Genomic DNA, 19048 nt, shown 5'->3' with positions numbered 1-19048 from the left:
CTGCGTTACGGTCGCCATAAATGGCGACCCTACAATTGGCGGTAATTATTGTGATTTATCAACGTACCTCTGCATATTCTCTTTGGTTACCAGCTCGAACGGGATCCACACGTGTGAATCGACTTTCTCGCCTTTAATCAGCTTCTGCGCCACATCCACCGACGTTTTGCCCTGGCCGACCGCATCCTGGAACACCGTGACCTGAATTTTGTTCTGCGCCAGCGCTTTCAGGCCATCTGGCGTGGCATCGATGCCGCCAACCAGCACCTTTTTATTGCCCTTGGCCAGCGCCATCGCCGCGCCAATCGCCATCTCATCGTTGTTGGCCGCAACGATATCAATTGCTTCATCGTTGCCCAGCCAGTTATTCATTAAATCCATGCCTTCATTGCGCGCGTAGTTGGCGGGCTGTTTCTGCACTACTTTCATGCCGGGATATTTCGCCACCACTTGCTCAACGTCTTTAGTGCGTTGCAGCGCACCGGCATCGGTCAGGTTACCGATCATGATCGCCACATTGCCTTTGTAGTTAGCCATTTTCGCCAGCGCTTCCATCTGCAAGGTGCCGGATTCACGCTCGTCGGAGCCGACAAATACCACGCCGGCCGGCAGCGATTTATCGCCCGGCGTGCGGTTTACGTACACCAGCGGAATTTTTGCCTGCTGCGCGAGCTTGGTGAGCTGCGGCGTGCTGGCAGAATCGACCGGATCGACAATGATCGCATCCACGCCCGCGCCGATAAAACTCTGCACCTGATCGGTCTGCCGTCCAACGTCACCGCGTGCATCTTCAAACTGAATATCGAGTCCACGCGCTTTGGCTTCTTTATCAATCGACTGGCGAATAATGGTGAGGAAGTTTTGATCGAAGTAGGCCATCGACACGCCAATTTTTTCCGCCAGTGTCGAGGCTGATGTCGAGAGCAGGCCGAGCAACACAATTGCCTTGAAGGTTTTCATCGCAGACTCCAGAGTAAGCTTGTTATTAGAATGAATGTTTCATCAAGTTCAAAAATGGCTCAATGAAATCATTTTCAGCCTACGAGCCCGCTACGCAACTGACAATCAGCACGGTTGGATTTTGCAGCCAGGCGCACACTTTGCTCTCGGGTGCGTCTTTGCTTCGCGCGCTCATAGTTGCGATGCGAAGGATTTTCTTAGAGCTGGCGCACATTGCGGCGCTAAGGCGCGCAGATCTTTAAGGTTCTGTGCAGCGCCGCACCTTGCTTTGTGCCAGCTACTAAATCTGGCGCTCATTAGCACCGTCGATTCCGTCATTCGCACAATGTCCACGCCTGAAACCGCCTCCTATAGTTGCTGAACAGGGAAATAAAGCGGTATTCCGGCACGTTCATTTGAGGAATTCAGCCCATGCTAAAAGCCAATAATCGTTCACAGAACAGCCACGTACGCGTTTGGATTCTGTGCCTGATCCTGTTTCTTTCCGTGGTGGCGTATGCCGACCGCTCGATCCTGTCGATCTCGGGATCGGCGATCAAAGATGAGTTTGGACTGTCGGCGATCCAGCTTGGCCTGATCCTCTCGGCGTTTAGTTGGGCCTATGTGATCGGCCAGATCCCCGGCGGCCTGTTTCTCGATCGCTTCGGCACCAAAAAAGTGTATGGCGTAACGCTGGCGCTATGGTCGATCTCCACGCTGCTGATGGGCTTTGTCGGCGAGTTCTCCAGCGGCATGACCATGGCACTGACATTGATGTTTGCGCTGCGTTTCGCGCTGGGCCTGATTGAAGCCCCGAGTTTTCCCGCCAATGCCCGTGCGGTGATCATGTGGTTCCCCAGCGCCGAACGCGGCCGCGCCTCTTCACTCTTCGCCTCGGCGCAATATTTTGCCGTCGCTATCTTCTCGCCGCTCTCCGGCTGGCTGGTGTCGCGTTTCGGCTGGGAATGGCCGTTCTTCGTACTGGGCGGCATTGGCGTGCTGGCGGTGTTTGTCTGGATGGGCTTTATGCGCAGTCCGCGCCATCATCCGCGAGTATCGGAAAATGAGCTGCGCTACATCGAGCAGGGCGGCGCGCTGGTCGATATTGATTCGGCGCAAACGCTAAAAGCGCGTCCGCCGTTGAGCAAAGCGATGTTCAAAAAGTTGCTCAGCAACCGCATGCTGTGGTGCGCCTATATCGGCCAATATTGCATCATCGCGCTCAGCTACTTCTTTATCACCTGGTTCCCGATTTATCTGGTGCAGGCGCGTGGCATGAACATTCTCGACGCCGGTTTTGCCACCATCGCACCGGCGGTGTTTGGCTTCGTCGGCGGCATCAGCGGCGGCTATATCTCCGACAAACTGCTGGCAAACGGCTGGAGTTTATCCTGGGCGCGTAAAACGCCGTACATCGTCGGCATGCTGATGGCGGCGTCGCTGGTTCTGGCGGCGGTGATCCCCAGCAACGTTGGCATTATCGCCATTATGTCGTTCGCCTTCTTTGGCAAAGGCGTGGCGGCGGGCGCCGGAACCTGGACGATTGTCAGCGATACCGCACCGAAAGAAGCGGTTGGCCTGGCGGGCGCGATCTTCAACGGCATCGGCAATATGGCGGGCTTTATCACGCCGCTGCTGTTCGGCATCATCGTCGGCTTAACCGGCAGCTACAGCATCGGGCTGGTGTTTGTCGGCGCGCACTGCGTGGTTGCTGCTTTGCTGTTCCTGCTGGTGATGGGACCGATTGAACGCGTTGGCGAGGAGCAGGAGATTTCAAGCCAGGTCGCCATGAATGGCGACCCTACGACGTAATGTGCGCATTAATGCGCACCCATCTCGCAAACCTCACCGATCGCACAAATCACTCCTGAAGATTTTTTGCTCAGCTGCCGATACCTCCTTACCACCCACTGATATTAAGGAGCGATATCGTGATAAAGCTGATTAACGTTGACGAACTGCGGCAGGGAATGTTTATCCACAAACTTGAGGTTTGGTGGGTCAAAGATAAGCGTATTCGCAACCAAATGCTGATCACTGATAAACGCCAGATCGCGATGATCCGCAATGAGGGGATCCTGCAGTTATGGATCGATCTCGACAAATCGGTTCAGGCGCCCGCTGCGCCCGCGCCGAAAAAAGAGATTCCTCAAACCCCGTTTTTCCAGGAGATGGATCAGGCGCAAAGCATCTTCAATCAGGGGAAACCGCAGGTGCTGGCGATGTTTAACGAGGCGCGTATGGGGCAAGGCCTCGACCTCGATTACACCCTTGATCTGGTGGATCAAATAGCCGGTTCGATCACCCGTGAACCGACTGCGCTGCTGAGTGTGGCGCGCCTGAAGAATCACGACGATTACACTTATCTGCACTCGATGGCGGTGTGCGGCTTAATGATCTCGCTCGGCAAAAAAATGGGCCTCGATGAGCACCAGCTGCGCCGCGTTGGCATGGGCGGTTTGCTACACGATGTGGGTAAAGCCGCGGTGCCGCTGGAGATTCTCAACAAGCCCGGCAAGCTCAGCGATGAAGAGTTTACCGTGATGCGCCAGCACCCGATTGTCGGTGCGCAGATGTTAATGGAAGCTAACGCCGGTGAAGATCTGCTGGATATCGCGCTGCATCACCATGAAAAATACGACGGCAACGGTTATCCGCACGGTCTGAAAGGCGAGGAGATCTCACTGTATGCGCGCATGGCATCGGTGTGCGACGTCTACGATGCCGTCACCTCGAATCGTCCTTATCGTAAAGGCTGGACACCTGCCGAAGCGATGCACAACATGTTGAGCTGGCGTGGCCACTTCGATAACTCGCTGCTGCACGCTTTCGTGCGCACCATCGGCATCTATCCGGTGGGATCGCTGGTGCGACTGGCTTCCGGGCGCGTGGCGCTAGTGGTGCAGGCGGGCGAAAAATCGTTGCTCAAGCCCAAAGTGCATGTGTTCTGGTCACTGCACGCGCAGCGCGAAGTAAAACCGGAAGAGCTCGATCTTGGCGACAGCTTCTGCACCGACAGCATCACCGGCGCGGAAGACAGCGGCTTGTGGCAGAACATCGATCTGAACCGCATCTGGGCGTTAGAAAGCGCTTAATTCTTCACCATTTTTATACTTTATTTACGCCCGCTTCCCGCCTTTTTACCTCTTCTTTATGCCGCGCCGCGCATGCTTGCAGCACTACCAAAATCCTCTGGAGGTTGCTGTGAGCGTGGGCGTGATAGCCGGCATCGTGCTGGTGTTTGTTCTTCTGGGCTACCTGATTTATGCCCTGCTTAATGCGGAGGCATTCTGATGGCGGCGAATGCATTCATGCTAATTGCGGTATTCCTGCTGGTACTGATGGTGCTGGCACAACCGCTGGGACGTTATCTCGCCCTGTTTGTGGCTGACAAGCCGCTGCTGCCGCGTACCGAACGCGCGCTGTGGCGACTGGCCGGTGCCGACGGCGACGCCATGCGCTGGCCGCACTATTTGCTGGCGATTCTGCTGTTTAACGCGCTGGGTTTTGCCTTACTGCTGCTGATGTTGATGACACAGGCCGCGCTGCCGCTGAACCCGCAGCATCTGCCTAATCTGAGCTGGGATCTGGCGCTCAATACCGCCATCAGCTTTGTCACCAACACCAACTGGCAATCCTACGCCGGGGAAAGCACGCTGAGCTATTTCAGTCAGATGGCGGGCCTCACGGTGCAGAACTTCCTGTCGGCGGCGACCGGTATCGCCGTGGCGTTTGCGCTGATTCGTGGTTTTGCCAACCGTTCGCTGGCGACGCTCGGCAACGCGTGGCGCGATCTCACGCGCATTACCGTTTACGTGCTGCTGCCAATCAGCCTGCTGATGGCGCTGTTCTTCGTCAGCCAGGGCAGCATTCAAACCTTCGAACCTTACCATGCGCTCACCACGCTGGAAGGCGCGCAGCAGACGCTGCCACTCGGTCCGGTGGCGTCGCAGGAAGCGATCAAAATGCTCGGCACCAACGGCGGCGGTTTCTTCAACGTCAACTCGGCGCATCCGTTCGAAAACCCGACGGCGCTGACCAACTTCGTGCAGATGCTGAGCATCTTCCTGATCCCGGCGGCGCTCTGTTTCACCTTTGGCCAGCATCTGGGCGATCGTCGTCAGGGCCACATGCTGTTGTGGGCGATGACCATCATGTTCGTGCTGGCGGTGATCACCGTGATGTGGGCCGAACTGCGTGGCAATCCGCACTTCCTCGCGCTCGGCGCGGACAGCGCCATCAACATGGAAGGCAAGGAGACGCGCTTCGGCATTCTCAACTCCAGCTTGTTTGCGGTGATCACCACGGCGGCGTCGTGTGGTGCGGTCAACGCCATGCATGACTCTTTCACCGCGCTCGGCGGCATGGTGCCGATGTGGTTGATGCAGTTGGGTGAAGTGGTATTTGGCGGCGTCGGTGCTGGCCTGTACGGCATGCTGCTGTTCGTGCTGCTCGGCGTGTTTATCGCCGGGTTGATGATCGGTCGCACGCCAGAATACATGGGTAAAAAAATCGACGTGTGGGAGATGAAGATGACCGCGCTGGCGATTCTGGTGACGCCAACGCTGGTGCTGCTTGGCAGCGCGCTGGCGATGATGACCGACGCCGGTCGCGCCGGCATGGCCAATCCCGGCATTCATGGCTTCAGCGAAGTGCTGTATGCGGTGTCATCGGCCTCTAACAACAACGGCAGCGCCTTTGCCGGATTGAGCGCCAACACGCCGTTCTGGAATCTGCTGCTCGGCTTCTGCATGTTGGTGGGTCGCTTCGGCATCATCATTCCGGTGCTGGCGATTGCCGGTTCGCTGGCGGCGAAGAAAATTCAGCCGGTGGGCAACGGTACGCTGCCAACCCACGGCCCGCTGTTTATCGCGCTGCTGATTGGCACCGTCTTGCTGGTGGGCGCATTGACGTTCATCCCCGCGCTGGCATTAGGCCCGGTCGCGGAACATCTGCAACTTATTCAGGGATAACGGAATCATGAGTCGTCAACAACTGGCGCTGTTTGATGCGGCGCTCACCCGCGTTGCCATGCTGGATGCGCTGAAAAAACTCGATCCGCGCGTGCAGTTCCGCAACCCGGTGATGTTTTTGGTGTGGATCGGCAGCGTGCTGACCTCGGTATTGGCGGTGGGCATGGCCAGCGGCACGCTCAGCGGCAACGCGGGCTTTACCGCCGGCGTCGCCATCTGGCTGTGGTTCACCGTGCTGTTCGCCAACTTCGCCGAAGCGCTGGCGGAAGGGCGCAGCAAGGCGCAGGCCAACAGCCTGAAAGGCATCAGCAAAACCAGCGATGCAAAAAAACTGGCCGAAGCGCGTTATGGCGCAGCGTGGCACAGCGTGGCGGCCGATACGCTGCGCAAAGGCGATGTGGTGCTGGTGGAAGCCGGTGACATCATTCCATGCGACGGCGAAGTGCTGGAAGGCGGCGCGTCGGTGGATGAGAGCGCCATTACCGGTGAATCCGCGCCGGTGATCCGTGAATCGGGCGGTGACTTCTCCTCCGTGACCGGCGGTACGCGCATTCTGTCCGACTGGCTGGTGATTCAGTGCAGCGTCAATCCGGGTGAAACCTTCCTCGATCGCATGATTGCGATGGTGGAAGGCGCAAAACGCCGTAAAACGCCGAACGAAGTGGCACTGACTATTCTGCTGGTGTCGCTGACGATAGTGTTCCTGTTGGCAACCGCCACGCTGTGGCCATTCTCGGCGTATGGCGGCACGCCAGTCAGCATCACGGTGCTGGTGGCGCTGCTGGTGTGTCTGATTCCTACCACCATCGGCGGCCTGCTGTCGGCCATCGGTGTGGCGGGCATGAGCCGCATGTTGGGCGCGAACGTGATTGCCACCAGCGGCCGTGCGGTGGAAGCGGCAGGCGACGTCGATGTACTGATGCTGGATAAAACCGGCACCATCACGCTGGGTAACCGTCAGGCAACGCAGTTCCTGCCTGCGCCGGGCGTCAGCGAACAGCAACTGGCTGATGCGGCGCAGCTGGCGTCGCTGGCCGATGAAACGCCAGAAGGACGCAGCATCGTGGTGCTGGCGAAGCAGAAATTTAACCTGCGCGAGCGCGATCTCAGCAGCATGGGCGCGAGCTTTATTCCCTTCTCGGCGCAAACGCGTATGAGCGGCGTCAACGTGCAGGATCGTCTGATCCGCAAAGGTGCGGTCGATGCGGTTCGTCGCCACATCGAAGCCAATCATGGCCGTTTCCCGCTGGAAGTGAATGCTGCGGTGGAAGAGGTGGCGCGCGCGGGCGGCACGCCGCTGGTGGTCTCGGAAGGCGCGCAGGTGCTGGGCGTGGTGGCGCTGAAAGATATCGTTAAAGGCGGCATCAAAGAGCGCTTTGCCGAGCTGCGTAAGATGGGCATTAAAACGGTAATGATCACCGGCGATAACCCGTTAACGGCGGCGGCGATTGCGGCGGAAGCGGGCGTCGATGATTTCCTGTCGGAAGCGACGCCGGAAGCCAAGCTGGCGCTGATTCGCCAGTATCAGGCCGAAGGGCGTTTAGTGGCGATGACCGGCGACGGCACCAACGACGCACCGGCGCTGGCGCAGGCCGACGTGGCGGTGGCGATGAACTCCGGTACTCAGGCGGCGAAAGAGGCCGGCAACATGGTCGATCTCGACTCGAATCCGACCAAGCTGTTGGAAGTGGTGCACATCGGTAAACAGATGCTGATGACGCGCGGTTCGCTGACCACCTTCAGTATCGCCAACGACGTGGCGAAATATTTCGCCATTATTCCGGCCGCGTTTGCCGCCACCTATCCGCAGCTCAATATGCTGAATGTGATGGGGCTGCATTCGCCGAATTCGGCAATTCTGTCGGCGGTGATTTTTAACGCGCTGGTGATTGTGTTCCTGATTCCGCTGGCGCTGAAAGGCGTGAGTTATCGCCCGCTGAGCGCGGCGGCGCTGCTGCGTCGCAACCTGTGGATTTACGGTGCGGGCGGATTGGTGGTGCCGTTTATGGGTATTAAAGCCATCGACCTGCTGCTGACGCTGCTTGGTCTGGCTTAAGGAGAAGAGAAATGAGTCAGTTACGTCCGGCTATTGTATTGTTATTAGTGCTTACGCTGCTCACCGGCGCGGTCTATCCGCTGCTCACTACCGGTCTGGCGCAATGGTGGTTCCCATCACAGGCCAACGGTTCGCTGATTGAGCAGGATGGCGCGGTACGCGGTTCCGAGCAGATCGGCCAGGCATTTAATCAGCCGGGCCACTTTTGGGGCCGACCTTCCGCAACCGGTGATGCGCCTTATAATGCGCTGGCCTCGAGCGGCAGCAATCTGGCAGGCAGCAATCCGGCACTGGACAAAGCGGTGGCAGAACGCGTCGCTGCGCTGCGTGCGGCTAATCCGCAAGCACCCAAAGCGGTGCCGGTGGAGTTAGTGACGGCATCGGCGAGCGGATTAGACCCGGACATTTCGCCGGAAGCCGCGTTGTGGCAGGCACCGCGCATTGCCGCCGCACGCAACATGGCGCTGAAAGATGTTGAGGCGCTGATTGTGCGCCATACCGAGCGCCCGCTGTTGCCGTTTGTCGGCGAAGAGACGGTAAACGTGCTGCGCCTCAATCTGGCGCTGGATGATTTGCAATAAACCCGTAGGGTCGCCATTGATGGCGACCGTTTTCATGGCCGCACGGAACCTCGATTAATTGGACGGATTCTTTGAACGACCTACATGATGAACTGCCCCGCCCCGATCCCGATGCGCTACTGCTAAACCACAGCGACAGCCATCGCGGTAAGCTGAAAATCTACTTCGGCGCCTGCGCGGGCGTGGGAAAAACCTTCGCCATGCTGCAGGAGGCGCAGCGCCTGCGCGCACAAGGTCTCGACGTGCTTGCGGGCGTGGTGGAAACCCACGATCGCGCAGAGACCGCCGCGCTGCTCAACGGGCTGGCGCTGTTGCCCCGTCGTGCCACCGGGCGTTCACGCCACGCCGAATTCGACCTCGATACGGCATTAGCGCGTCATCCGGCGGTGATCCTGATGGATGAACTGGCGCACACCAACGTGCAGGGTTCGCGCCATCCCAAGCGCTGGCAGGACATTGAAGAGCTGCTCGAAGCGGGCATCGACGTCATCACCACCGTTAACGTCCAGCATCTGGAAAGCCTGAATGATGTGGTCGGCGGCGTCACCGGTATTCAGGTGCGCGAAACCGTGCCCGATCCCTTCTTTGACAGTGCCGACGAAGTGGTGCTGGTGGATCTGCCGCCGGACGATCTGCGTCAGCGGCTGAAAGAGGGCAAAGTCTACGTCGGCGACCGCGCCGAACGCGCCATCGAAAACTTCTTCCGTAAAGGCAATCTGTTCGCACTGCGCGAGCTGGCGCTGCGTCGCACCGCCGATCGCGTGGATGACCAGATGCGCGCCTGGCGCGATCAGCAAGGCCGCGACAAAGTGTGGCATACGCGTGATGCCATTCTGCTGTGCATTGGCGACGATACCGGCAGCGAAAAGCTGGTGCGCACCGCAGCACGTTTAGCGGCGCGGCTTGGCAGCGAATGGCACGCGGTGTATGTCGAAACGCCGCGCCTCAATCGGCTGCCGGAAGCACGTCGTCGCGCCATCCTGCGCACGCTGCAGCTGGCGCAGGAACTTGGCGCGGAAACCGCCACGCTCTCCGATCCCGATGAAGCGCGCGCAGTGTTGCGCTACGCGCGCGAGCACAATCTCGGCAAAATCGTAACCGGTCGCCAGCCGCAACGGCGCTGGCGGCGCGACAGCTTTGCCCAGCGCCTCGGCGAACTCGGCCCGGATCTCGATTTGCTGGTGGTGGCATTGGATGAACCGGTGCGCGATGCACCGCATCCGCTCAGCGGCCAGCGCGCCAGCAGCGAAAAATGGCGGCTCTATCTGCGCGGCTGTTTGATGGCGCTGCTGCTGTGTATTTTGGTCACCGGCGTTGGGCGCTGGCTGTTAGTTGAGTTTGATCCCGCCAACAGCGTGATGATTTATCTGCTGGCGGTAGTGCTGGTGGCACTGCGCTATGGCCGCTGGCCGTCGGTGTTCGCCACGGTGATCAACATCATCGCCTTCGACCTGTTCTTTGTTGCGCCGACCGGCACCGTTGCGGTGTCAGATTTGCAGTATCTGGTGACCTTCGCGGTGATGCTGGCAGTGGGCGTGATTGTCGGGAATCTCACCGCTGGCGTGCGCTATCAGGCTAAAGTGGCGCGCTATCGGGAACAGCGCGCGCGGCATCTGTATGAGATGGCGAAAGCGCTCGGCAGCGACCTGACGCCGCAGGATATCGCCAGCACCAGCCAGCGCATCATCGATGTCACCTTGCAGGCGCGCAGTTTGCTGCTGCTGCCGGATGAGCAGGGCGAGCTGCAAACCGTGGGCGATACCGCGATTGGCACGCCGCCGGATCTGGCCATCGCCAAATGGAGTTACAGCAAAGGCCAACCGGCGGGCGCGGGCACCGATACTTTGCCTGCGGTGCCGTATCAGATTCTGCCGCTGAAAAGCGGCAATCACTGTCGCGGCTTGCTGGTAGTGGAACCGGAAAACCTGCGCCAGCTGATGATTCCCGAGCAGCAGCGTTTACTGGAAACCTTCACCGTGCTGATTGCCAACGCGCTGGAACGCATGGCGCTGTCGCACAGTGAGGCGGCGTCGCGGCTGTCCGCAGAACGCGAGCAGCTGCGCAATGCGCTGCTGTCAGCGCTATCGCACGACCTGCGTACGCCGCTGACGGTGCTGTTTGGTCAGGCGGAGATGCTGATGCTCGATCTCGCCAGTGAAGAGTCGAAGTACGTCGGCCAGGCCAATCAGATTCGCGAACAGACGCTGAGCACCATCCGGCTGGTGAGCAACATGCTGGATATGGCGCGCATTCAGTCTGGCGGGCTCAATCTGCGTGAAGAGTGGGTAGCGCTGGATGAGGTGATTGGCGGTGCGCTGAGCAGCATGGGCCCGTCGCTGAAGGGCCATGAATTTATGCTCGATTTACCCGAGATGGTGCTGATTAAAGGCGACAGCGCCATGCTGGAACGGGTGTTTACCAATCTGATCGAAAACAGCCTGAAATACGCCGGCAACGCCGCGCAGCATGGTATTCGGGCGTGGCGCGATCGCGATCGGCTGGAGATCGCGGTGTGGGATAGCGGTCCCGGCATCGCGCCGGAGAACCTGACGCGTATTTTTGACAAGTTTGCGCGCGGCGATAAAGAGTCAGCGGTGCCGGGCGTCGGATTGGGCTTGGCGATCGGTAAAACCATTATCGAATCCCATCGCGGGCGCATCTGGGCGGAGAATCGGCCGGAAGGCGGCGCGGTGTTCCGTTTGTCATTGCCGCTGCCCGCCGCACCGGAAATTTCTGAAGAAGGGCTGAAATAACTTCACATAAGTTCGGTTATACTCGCCCACTTGTCTGTTGATTAATGGGAACTTATGGAACGTTTTATCGAAAACCTGATGTATTCATCGCGCTGGCTGCTGGCTCCGGTTTACATGGGACTTTCGTTGGGCCTGCTGGCGCTGACCATCAAATTCTTCCAGGAAATTTTTCACCTGTTGCCGCACGTCTTCACCATCGCGGAGAACGATTTGATTCTGTTGCTGCTGTCGCTGGTGGATATGACGCTGGTCGGCGGTTTGCTGGTGATGGTGATGCTCTCGGGTTACGAGAACTTTGTCTCCAAGCTGGATATTGATGAGCACAGAGAGAAGCTGAGCTGGCTCGGTAAAATGGACTCCGGCTCGTTGAAAAACAAAGTGGCGGCCTCGATTGTGGCGATTTCATCGATTCACCTGCTGCGTATTTTTATGGATGCGCGCAACATCGAGAATGAAAAGCTGATGTGGTACGTGATTATCCACCTGACGTTTGTGCTGTCGGCCTTTGTGATGGGCTGGCTGGATAATATGTCGAAGGGGGATAAGAAAGCGGTGAAGATGTAGTTGGGTGCGCGCTGGCCCTCACCCCAGCCCTCTCCCGCAAGCGGGCGAGGGGGCTGACCCTGCTACCATCGGTTCCCTCTCCCTTTGGGAGAGGGTTAGGGTGAGGGAAAACCGCTACCGCGTTGGCGGCTGTGCTCCCGCTAACTTCGGCATCACTTCGCGAATCATGGCGAAAAACTTCTGTAATCGCGCCGGATAATAGCTCGCCCACGGATAAGTCAGCCACACCGGCAGCGGCGGCGCTTGCCACTCCGGCAACAGCTGAATCAAATCGCCTTTCGCCAAATCCTCCTGCACCACCCACGACGACACCACCGCCGCGCCCATGCCCGCAATGGCGGCTTTGCGCACCGCGTACAAACTGTCGCTGGCGAGGCGCGGCGCAATCGCCAGATTCAGCGGTTGACCATCACTAATACGCTGCAAGGCGATTTCGTTGCGATAAAAACTGGTCAGCGCCAGCCACGGCAAATGAGTGAGCTGCGACACCTCATCCACCGGCGGATGCGCGGCCAGCAGCGACGGTGCCGCCACCACAAAGCGCGGCACTTCCGCCAATAACACCGCCACGATTGACGCATCGCTGGGCGCACCGACCTGAATCGCACAGTCGATGTTTTCGCTGATGAAGTCTGGCGTGCGGTCATTCAGCATCCACTCCACGTTTAAGCGTGGATAGCGATGCAGATAATCAATCAGCGGTTCAATCAGCTGATCCTGGCCAAACGCATGCGGCGCCCGCACGCGCAAGGTGCCAATCGGGTCGTCGCTGGCGCCGGTGAGATCATCTTCCAGCGCGTGCCAGGTCGCCACCAGCTGACGCGCCTGCGCATAACAGCGCTCGCCATCGTCGGTAAGTTTCAGCGCATGCGTGGTGCGCATAATCAGTTTGAGGCCGAGCCGCTGCTCAAGCGCCTGCAGACGACGGCTGATGGTGGGTTGCGTGGTACCGAGTTGAGTAGCTGCGGCTGAGAGCGATCCGCTCTCGACGATGCGGATAAAGGTCTGCATCAGTTCGATGCGATCAAGACTGGAGATGTTGTTCATACGCACCACGCATAACAGTTCTGTGTTTGAGCAGTCTACCGCGTATGGCGGCGACGCGCTTTAATAAGCGCACTTTCACGGGGGAATCCACTATGTCAGCCATCTCAACGTCAGCCATGCCAGCTGAAAAACTGCCCGCGCCGCTGGTCTTCACGCTCGCGGCCGGTGCCGGACTCAGCGTCGCATCGATTTACTACAGCCAGCCGATGCTGGATATCATCAGCAAACAGTTCAACGTCGGGATCGGCAGCGTCGGCATGGTGCCGATGTTGACGCAAGCCGGTTACGCGCTGGGGATTTTGCTGCTGGCCCCGCTCGGTGACCGTCACGATCGTCGCACCATTATTCTGATTAAAGGTTTGCTGCTGGTTGCTGCGCTGCTGCTGTGTGGCTTCTCGGGCGGATTAAATGCCTTGCTGGTCGCCAGCTTCGTCACCGGTTTAACCGCCACCGTGGCGCAGGACATCGTGCCAGCGTCAGCGGCGTTAGCGCCGGAGCGCAGTCGAGGCAAAACCGTCGGCACGGTGATGACGGGATTGCTGGTGGGGATTTTGCTGTCACGCGTGGTGAGCGGCGTGGTGGCGGAGTATTTCGGCTGGCGCACCATGTACATGATTGCGGCGGTAGCGGTGTTGCTGATTAGCGTTGCGCTGTGGCGCGTGCTGCCGCGCTTTACGCCAGGCACGTCGGTGAGCTATCCGCGTCTGCTGCTGTCGCTGGCGCATCTGTGGCAGCACCATCAGACGCTGCGCCGTGCCGCGCTGGCGCAAGGATTGTTGTCGGTGGGCTTTAGCGCCTTCTGGTCAACGCTGGCGTTGATGCTCAGTCAAAACTTCCATCTGGACAGCGCCGTCGCTGGCGCATTCGGCCTTGCGGGTGCCGCAGGCGCTCTGGCCGCGCCGTTAGCTGGCAGCGTGGCGGATCGCATCGGTCCAGCGCGTGTTACGCAGTACGGTGCCACGCTGGTTATGGTGTCATTTGCGCTGATGTTCCTGCTGCCGCTGCTGCCGATGCCGGCTCAGCTGGGTCTGATTATCATCAGCACCATCGGTTTTGATTTGGGTGTGCAGGCCACGCTGGTGGCGCATCAGACGCTGGTTTACAGCCTGGCACCAGAAGCACGCAGCCGCCTTAACGCCCTGATGTTTACCGTGGTGTTTATCGGCATGGCAACCGGTGCGGCGCTGGGAAGCCTGGCGCTGGCACACTGGGGCTGGACCGGTGTAGTCGCACTCGCAACGTTGGCCGCTGCGCTTGCCCTGATGATTCGCCTCGCCAGCCGTCATCTGAAAAACTGATCGCTTAACATGTGCCAGGCTTAAAGGAGAATGTCATTTAAAAACGGAGCGTTATGAATTTCCTGGCCTGGACCGCCGCCACCGGCGGTCTTTTACTCCTTATGTCACTGGCTTCCGGGTGGATTCACCGTGGGCCAGTGACCTCATTTGGTCTCTACCTGTTCGCGGGCATCCTGTGTGGTCCGTGGATGCTCAATCTGCTGCAAGTCGACATCATCGGTCACGCCAACCTCGCCGCGCATCTCACTGAAATCGCTATGGCGGCCTCGCTGTTTATCACCGGGCTGAAACTGCGCTTGCCGCTCAACGCGCATGCGTGGCGGCTTGGCGTCAGGCTGGCGTTTCCGGCGATGCTGCTTACCGTCGGCGGCATGACGCTGCTGGTGCACTGGATCACTGGCTTCGATTGGGCGATGTCGCTGGCGTTTGGTGCCATTGTTGCGCCGACCGATCCGGTGCTCGCCAGCCTGATTTCCGTGAACGATGCGCGTGATGACGATGCCCTGCGCGTGGCGCTCTCCAGCGAAGCGGGCATGAACGACGGTTCCGCGCTGCCGCTGCTGATGCTGGCGATTTTGCTGTTGCAGCCGGGCGAATTGAGTACCGCTGCGCTGGGCGAATGGTTCGCCAAAGATGCGCTGTGGGCGATTGGCGGCGGACTGGGAATTGGCTTTGCGCTGGGTTGGCTGATCGGTCAGCTGGCGACGCATTTACGTACCGCCAATCAGGATGTGGCACCCAACGATCTGTTCGCACTGGCGCTGATTGCGTTGAGCTATGCTGCTGCGCAGTCGGTTGATGCGTCGGGCTTCCTCGCCACTTTTGCGGCGGGCGTCGGGTTACGTCGCGCGGAATTGCGCGTGGTGAAGCACTATCCGCAAGATGAGATGTCTGAAGAGGAGCGTTTCTTACCGGCAGAAGCGCGCGTCAATACCGGTCAGCGGATGGCGCAGGGCAGCAGCGGCATGGTCAAATCGGTGGGTTTGGTGATCGGCGATGCGCTCTCATTTGGTGATACCATCGAGCGTTTGCTGGCGGCGGGCATGATGGTGGTGCTGGGCATTACGCTGGCGCAGCACTGGAATCTCACCGGTATCGGCCTCGCGCTGCTGCTGTTTGTGGTGGTGCGTCCGCTGGCGGTATGGATCACCACATGGCGCTGCGATATTCCGCTGATGCGACGTTTGCTGATTGGCTGGCTGGGTATTCGCGGCATCGGCAGTATCAATTATATTGCCTATGCATGGGTGCACGGCATGCGTGGACCGCAGGCGGAACAGATGGTGGATATGGCGCTGACGTTAGTGGTGTGCAGCATTGTGTTGCACGGCATCACGGTCACGCCGTTGTTAAACTGGCGTGCTGCCCGTCAGGCCGCACGCGCCGAACAAAACGAAAACTGATTTATTGGAAATTATTGGAGCCTATTATGAAAGCGTTATTACTCGCCCTCGTTGGGCTGTCGCTGTCAGCCGGTGCCCTGGCTGCCGACGGTGAAAATAATCAGGAAGAGAATGTTTATGCCAGCCAGCTGTGTCATCTGGTGAGCAGTGAAAAGAAGACCAGCGATTTGGATGGCTACACGGAGAAGCTGAAGTCACAACTCGCGGCCAGCCAGTCTTCGTCGTCTATGCAGCAGCCTGAATTTAATGAAGAAATCGCGCAGGAAGTGATTAGCGCGTGGCTGGAGTTGGGCGAGGATGAGCGCGGCAAATTGCGTAAAGATCAGCAGCAGTGTGAACAAACAGTGATGACCCAATTCCAACAGCAGGATTAGTTCTATTTATCGCAAGAATACGCGCCTTTTCAGGCGCGTTTTTTATGGCTTTTTTGTACGATTTACGTACATAATCGCCAACGTCGAAATCAGACATGCGTCACATAATGAGATTCAGCTGTTGAAGCTGGCATTTTTTGCATACTGGCACTGGGCAAGATGATTACACGTCGTCACTTTTTGTTGGCTACTGGAGCAACCGTTCTCTCGATGACCACGGGCAAACTCTTTGCTCGCGATGATGTCATTCCGTTGTGGCCCGACGATCCGCCCGGCGGCGGCGGCCCTTCAGGCTTGCTCAAAGTCGATCGCCATGGCTCCTGGACCAATATCGTTTCACCCGCGATTCAACGTTTCCGCCCGGAAAATCCCAACGGCGAAGCGGTGATTGTGGCGGCGGGCGGCGGCTATCGTTTTATCGGTATGGGCCGCGAAGCCTGGCCGGTGGCGCGCTGGCTGAATGGCAGCGGCTATACGGTGTATGTGCTTAGCTACCGTTTACCGGGTGAGAAGTGGCAGGCGGGCAATCTGGCACCGCTGCAGGATGCGCAACGTGCCATTCGTCTGGTACGTTCGATGGAGCGCAAAGTGCATGTGTTGGGCTTCTCCGCCGGTGGCCATCTGCTCGGCATGGCGGCGGCGCGTCCGGATTTTGAATCCTATCCGGCGCAGGATCCGCTGGATCAGGTCAGGCCAATTGTGGATAGCGTTGGGCTGATTTATCCGGTGATCACCCTTGAAGCGCCGTATCAGCGCACCAACACGCATCTGATGATGGTGGGCCAAAACGCCACGCCGACCCAGGAAGCCAACTGGTCAGTGCAAAACTACGTCACGCGCCAATATCCGCCAACTTTTCTCGCCCAGGCCGAGGACGATCACACCTCCAACCCCCATAATACAGAAATGATGCGTGACGCTTGTCGCCGCATGCGCGTGCCGGTTGAGCTGATAGAACTCAGCAGCGGCGGGCATGGTTTTGGTCTCGGCAAAGCGGGTACGCCAGCCGCGTTGTGGGATCAGGCGTATGTGCGTTGGTTGGATAATCAGGGTTAATTACGTCAAATTAAAATTCGCATCCGGCTGCAGCGGTTCCGGCAGCGGCGTATCGCCATTCATCGCTTTCAAATTGCGTTCGATATTGACGCACAGCGCATCAAGCGGCAGATGATTCGGTGCGGTGCCAAACGGATGTTCCAGCTCCTCCGCCAGCGCTTCCAGCGACAAAAAGGTGTAGGAGATAAACATCGACACCAGCGGCGTCATCAGGTGTAAATCCGCCACCAGCGCAAACGGCAGCAGCGTACAGAACAGGTAAACCGTGCGATGCAGAATCAGGCTGTAGGCGAATGGAATCGGTGTGCTGGCAATGCGATCGCAACCGCCCAGAATCGCCGATAGCTGGTTAAGATTTTCATCAATGCTCTGCCAGACAATATCCGACACCAACCCTTCATCGCGGCGCTGCGCCAGCCATTCACTCAGACATAATAAAATCTGCGACGTTGGCATCGGATGATGCAGCACTTTGCTGTGCCAGCTAGCTGGCAGCAAACGCTGTAAATCGGCCTGCACATCGGTTTTACGCAGGCCATGTTTCAGGCTCCAGCAGAACGCCAGCAGCAAGCCGGTAAATCCCTTTACCTGTTCTTCACTCAGGCCACGAATGCTTTTGATCTGCCGCAGCAGCGAGCGTTGGGTGATATGCAGGCTGCCCCACAAGGTGCGAGCTTCGATAAAACGCGCATAGCTGGCGTTATTACGAAAGCCGAGAAAGATAGCGATCGACACACCGACCAAACTAAAAGGCGCGGTGGTGAGGTGAATGCCGAAAGTGGAGTACCACGGATAACCAAAGATGGCGATCAGCGACATCAGCAGATTGAGCGACAGGCGGAACACGATATTGCTGAGCACCGATCCATGCCAGTCAAACAGCCGGAGAAACCAGTGTTGATGAGGACGTACGATCATTTTGCGATGGTGTATTTTTTAGGTTTTGTGAAGATAGGTTACGCCGCCGGGCATGAAGAGAGCAACGCCGTTGCTGAAGGTTTTAAGACTGAAACCGTGTTTCTCGACCTCACGCGTAGTGAGGCAGGCTGACTTTCAGGGCATCGATAAACAGCCGCAGCGCCATGGATTGATGTCGGTTGGGCGGGAACCACAGCGCAATCCCCGCCGATTGCACCCGCCACTCGGCCAGCAGCTCCACCAGCTGGCCGCTGCGCAGTTCTTTCTCCACATACAGCGATGGCACATACGCAATGCCCAAACCGGCGAGAGCGGCCTGCGCCATCAGCGCGTTGCTGTCTAACGTCAGCGTGCCTGGCACGTCAATCTCATGCTTTTCGCCCGCCTGCGCATATTCCCACTGATATCGTTTACCGCTTGGCAAGCGCTGGCGAATGCACTGCTGTTGCAGCAGATCGCGCGGATGAAGAATCGACGCGTTTCTTGTCAGATAAGCGGGCGCGGCGACGGTGACAAACGTCAGCGGGCCGCCAAGCGGAACGGCCACCATATCCTGCGGTACATCCTCAATCAGCCGAATGCCGGCATCAAAACCGGCGGCGGTGATATCCACTAACGCACCTTGCGCGGCGAAATCGAGCTGAATATCGGGATAGCGCGCGCTAAAGTCCGCCACTACGTGATCCAGCAGCAAACCGATCGAGGCATCGCTGGCGCTGATGCGCAGCGTGCCGTAATGCTGATGACGGCTGGCGGAGATGTCATGCAGCACATCATCCATCTGGTTCAGCAGAGGCGAAAGCCGATCCAGCAGTTGCTGCCCGGCATCGGTGAGCGACACGCTGCGCGTGGTGCGTTGAAACAGCTGTACGCCAAGATTGTGCTCCAGCGTTTTCACCAGATGGCTGAGCGACGAGCGCTTTAAGCCGAGCATTTCAGCGGCACGGCGAAAGCTGCGCTGCTCGCCCAGCGTTTTGATGGCCTGCAGTTCGTGCCAGGAAGGACGTCTCATTGGTGGTTTTTCCTCACCGGTTCATGCGCGATTAGGTAGATTATCTCCACCAGTAAAGCGATCTACCATCAGGT

General features: G+C 58.4%; 16 protein-coding genes. 12 read left to right on the top strand and 4 right to left on the bottom strand.

The annotated features are described in order from the left end of the window. Positions 1 to 45 precede the first annotated feature (45 nt). Entirely contained in the window at positions 46 to 960 is a 915-nt protein-coding gene (locus RTM06_RS05460; RefSeq protein ID WP_312180507.1) for a sugar ABC transporter substrate-binding protein, read from the bottom strand. Positions 961 to 1371: 411 nt separating this feature from the next. On the opposite strand from RTM06_RS05460, the gene RTM06_RS05455 reads away from it, so the two are divergent. The 8 genes from RTM06_RS05455 to RTM06_RS05420 all read left to right on the top strand — a co-directional run bounded on the left by RTM06_RS05455 (position 1372) and on the right by RTM06_RS05420 (position 11866). Further along, entirely contained in the window at positions 1372 to 2751 is a 1380-nt protein-coding gene (locus RTM06_RS05455; protein WP_312180505.1) for an MFS transporter, read from the top strand. Positions 2752 to 2870: 119 nt separating this feature from the next. Continuing rightward, positions 2871 to 4034 carry an HD-GYP domain-containing protein gene (locus RTM06_RS05450; protein ID WP_312180503.1) on the top strand — a complete coding sequence of 388 codons (1164 nt, stop codon included), beginning with the start codon at positions 2871 to 2873 and terminating at the stop codon, positions 4032 to 4034. Positions 4035 to 4143: 109 nt separating this feature from the next. Further along, positions 4144 to 4233, top strand: coding sequence for a K(+)-transporting ATPase subunit F (kdpF, locus tag RTM06_RS05445; protein WP_081113208.1), 90 nt, complete (start codon positions 4144 to 4146; stop codon positions 4231 to 4233). After that, positions 4233 to 5912 (top strand): potassium-transporting ATPase subunit KdpA, encoded by a 1680-nt coding sequence (kdpA, locus tag RTM06_RS05440; RefSeq protein ID WP_256697747.1) that lies wholly within the window; start codon positions 4233 to 4235, stop codon positions 5910 to 5912. Before kdpF ends, kdpA begins: the two co-directional genes overlap by 1 nt. A gap of 7 nt (positions 5913 to 5919) precedes the next feature. Beyond that, positions 5920 to 7968 carry a potassium-transporting ATPase subunit KdpB gene (kdpB, locus tag RTM06_RS05435; RefSeq protein ID WP_312180499.1) on the top strand — a complete coding sequence of 683 codons (2049 nt, stop codon included), beginning with the start codon at positions 5920 to 5922 and terminating at the stop codon, positions 7966 to 7968. Positions 7969 to 7979: 11 nt separating this feature from the next. After that, positions 7980 to 8549 carry a potassium-transporting ATPase subunit KdpC gene (kdpC, locus tag RTM06_RS05430; RefSeq protein WP_265302663.1) on the top strand — a complete coding sequence of 190 codons (570 nt, stop codon included), beginning with the start codon at positions 7980 to 7982 and terminating at the stop codon, positions 8547 to 8549. Positions 8550 to 8620: 71 nt separating this feature from the next. Then, a complete protein-coding gene (kdpD, locus tag RTM06_RS05425) occupies positions 8621 to 11302 on the top strand; it encodes a two-component system sensor histidine kinase KdpD (protein WP_312180496.1) in 2682 nt (893 codons plus the stop codon). A 54-nt stretch (positions 11303 to 11356) separates the two neighbouring features. Continuing rightward, the gene (locus tag RTM06_RS05420) at positions 11357 to 11866 is read left to right on the top strand and encodes a TIGR00645 family protein (RefSeq protein ID WP_008109449.1); all 510 of its coding nucleotides are present in this window, start codon (positions 11357 to 11359) and stop codon (positions 11864 to 11866) included. A 114-nt stretch (positions 11867 to 11980) separates the two neighbouring features. On the opposite strand, the gene RTM06_RS05415 is transcribed toward RTM06_RS05420, so the two are convergent. Next, positions 11981 to 12913 (bottom strand): LysR family transcriptional regulator, encoded by a 933-nt coding sequence (locus RTM06_RS05415; protein WP_312180493.1) that lies wholly within the window; start codon positions 12911 to 12913, stop codon positions 11981 to 11983. Between the two features lie 92 nt (positions 12914 to 13005). Between RTM06_RS05415 and RTM06_RS05410 the strand changes: the two genes are divergently transcribed. The 4 genes from RTM06_RS05410 to RTM06_RS05395 all read left to right on the top strand — a co-directional run bounded on the left by RTM06_RS05410 (position 13006) and on the right by RTM06_RS05395 (position 17044). After that, positions 13006 to 14211, top strand: a complete 1206-nt coding sequence (locus RTM06_RS05410; protein WP_256697742.1) for an MFS transporter — start codon at positions 13006 to 13008, stop codon at positions 14209 to 14211. A gap of 53 nt (positions 14212 to 14264) precedes the next feature. Further along, the gene (locus tag RTM06_RS05405; RefSeq protein WP_154157268.1) at positions 14265 to 15614 is read left to right on the top strand and encodes a sodium:proton antiporter; all 1350 of its coding nucleotides are present in this window, start codon (positions 14265 to 14267) and stop codon (positions 15612 to 15614) included. Positions 15615 to 15640: 26 nt separating this feature from the next. Beyond that, entirely contained in the window at positions 15641 to 15988 is a 348-nt protein-coding gene (locus RTM06_RS05400; protein ID WP_312180490.1) for a hypothetical protein, read from the top strand. A 159-nt stretch (positions 15989 to 16147) separates the two neighbouring features. After that, entirely contained in the window at positions 16148 to 17044 is an 897-nt protein-coding gene (locus RTM06_RS05395; protein WP_265302653.1) for an alpha/beta hydrolase, read from the top strand. On the opposite strand, the gene RTM06_RS05390 is transcribed toward RTM06_RS05395, so the two are convergent. Both RTM06_RS05390 and RTM06_RS05385 read right to left on the bottom strand, forming a co-directional pair. Continuing rightward, positions 17045 to 17962 (bottom strand): bestrophin family ion channel, encoded by a 918-nt coding sequence (locus RTM06_RS05390; RefSeq protein ID WP_312180487.1) that lies wholly within the window; start codon positions 17960 to 17962, stop codon positions 17045 to 17047. 109 nt (positions 17963 to 18071) lie between these two features. After that, positions 18072 to 18974 carry a LysR family transcriptional regulator gene (locus RTM06_RS05385; protein ID WP_256697738.1) on the bottom strand — a complete coding sequence of 301 codons (903 nt, stop codon included), beginning with the start codon at positions 18972 to 18974 and terminating at the stop codon, positions 18072 to 18074. Positions 18975 to 19048: the final 74 nt, after the last annotated feature.

It is taken from the genome of Pantoea sp. CTOTU46764 (assembly GCF_031974595.1).
Lineage (GTDB): Bacteria > Pseudomonadota > Gammaproteobacteria > Enterobacterales > Enterobacteriaceae > Pantoea > Pantoea trifolii.
This window is presented reverse-complemented; position numbering and strand designations above follow the sequence as displayed.

What these genes read in the sequence shown, in the direction of transcription:
- RTM06_RS05460 (WP_312180507.1), bottom strand. Translation starts at nt 960, where the DNA reads ATGAAAACCTTCAAGGCAATTGTGTTGCTCGGCCTGCTCTCGACATCA.
- RTM06_RS05455 (WP_312180505.1), top strand. Translation starts at nt 1,372, where the DNA reads ATGCTAAAAGCCAATAATCGTTCACAGAACAGCCACGTACGCGTTTGG.
- kdpA (WP_256697747.1), top strand. Translation starts at nt 4,233, where the DNA reads ATGGCGGCGAATGCATTCATGCTAATTGCGGTATTCCTGCTGGTACTG.
- kdpB (WP_312180499.1), top strand. Translation starts at nt 5,920, where the DNA reads ATGAGTCGTCAACAACTGGCGCTGTTTGATGCGGCGCTCACCCGCGTT.
- kdpC (WP_265302663.1), top strand. Translation starts at nt 7,980, where the DNA reads ATGAGTCAGTTACGTCCGGCTATTGTATTGTTATTAGTGCTTACGCTG.
- RTM06_RS05420 (WP_008109449.1), top strand. Translation starts at nt 11,357, where the DNA reads ATGGAACGTTTTATCGAAAACCTGATGTATTCATCGCGCTGGCTGCTG.
- RTM06_RS05415 (WP_312180493.1), bottom strand. Translation starts at nt 12,913, where the DNA reads ATGAACAACATCTCCAGTCTTGATCGCATCGAACTGATGCAGACCTTT.
- RTM06_RS05410 (WP_256697742.1), top strand. Translation starts at nt 13,006, where the DNA reads ATGTCAGCCATCTCAACGTCAGCCATGCCAGCTGAAAAACTGCCCGCG.
- RTM06_RS05405 (WP_154157268.1), top strand. Translation starts at nt 14,265, where the DNA reads ATGAATTTCCTGGCCTGGACCGCCGCCACCGGCGGTCTTTTACTCCTT.
- RTM06_RS05400 (WP_312180490.1), top strand. Translation starts at nt 15,641, where the DNA reads ATGAAAGCGTTATTACTCGCCCTCGTTGGGCTGTCGCTGTCAGCCGGT.
- RTM06_RS05395 (WP_265302653.1), top strand. Translation starts at nt 16,148, where the DNA reads ATGATTACACGTCGTCACTTTTTGTTGGCTACTGGAGCAACCGTTCTC.
- RTM06_RS05390 (WP_312180487.1), bottom strand. Translation starts at nt 17,962, where the DNA reads ATGATCGTACGTCCTCATCAACACTGGTTTCTCCGGCTGTTTGACTGG.
- RTM06_RS05385 (WP_256697738.1), bottom strand. Translation starts at nt 18,974, where the DNA reads ATGAGACGTCCTTCCTGGCACGAACTGCAGGCCATCAAAACGCTGGGC.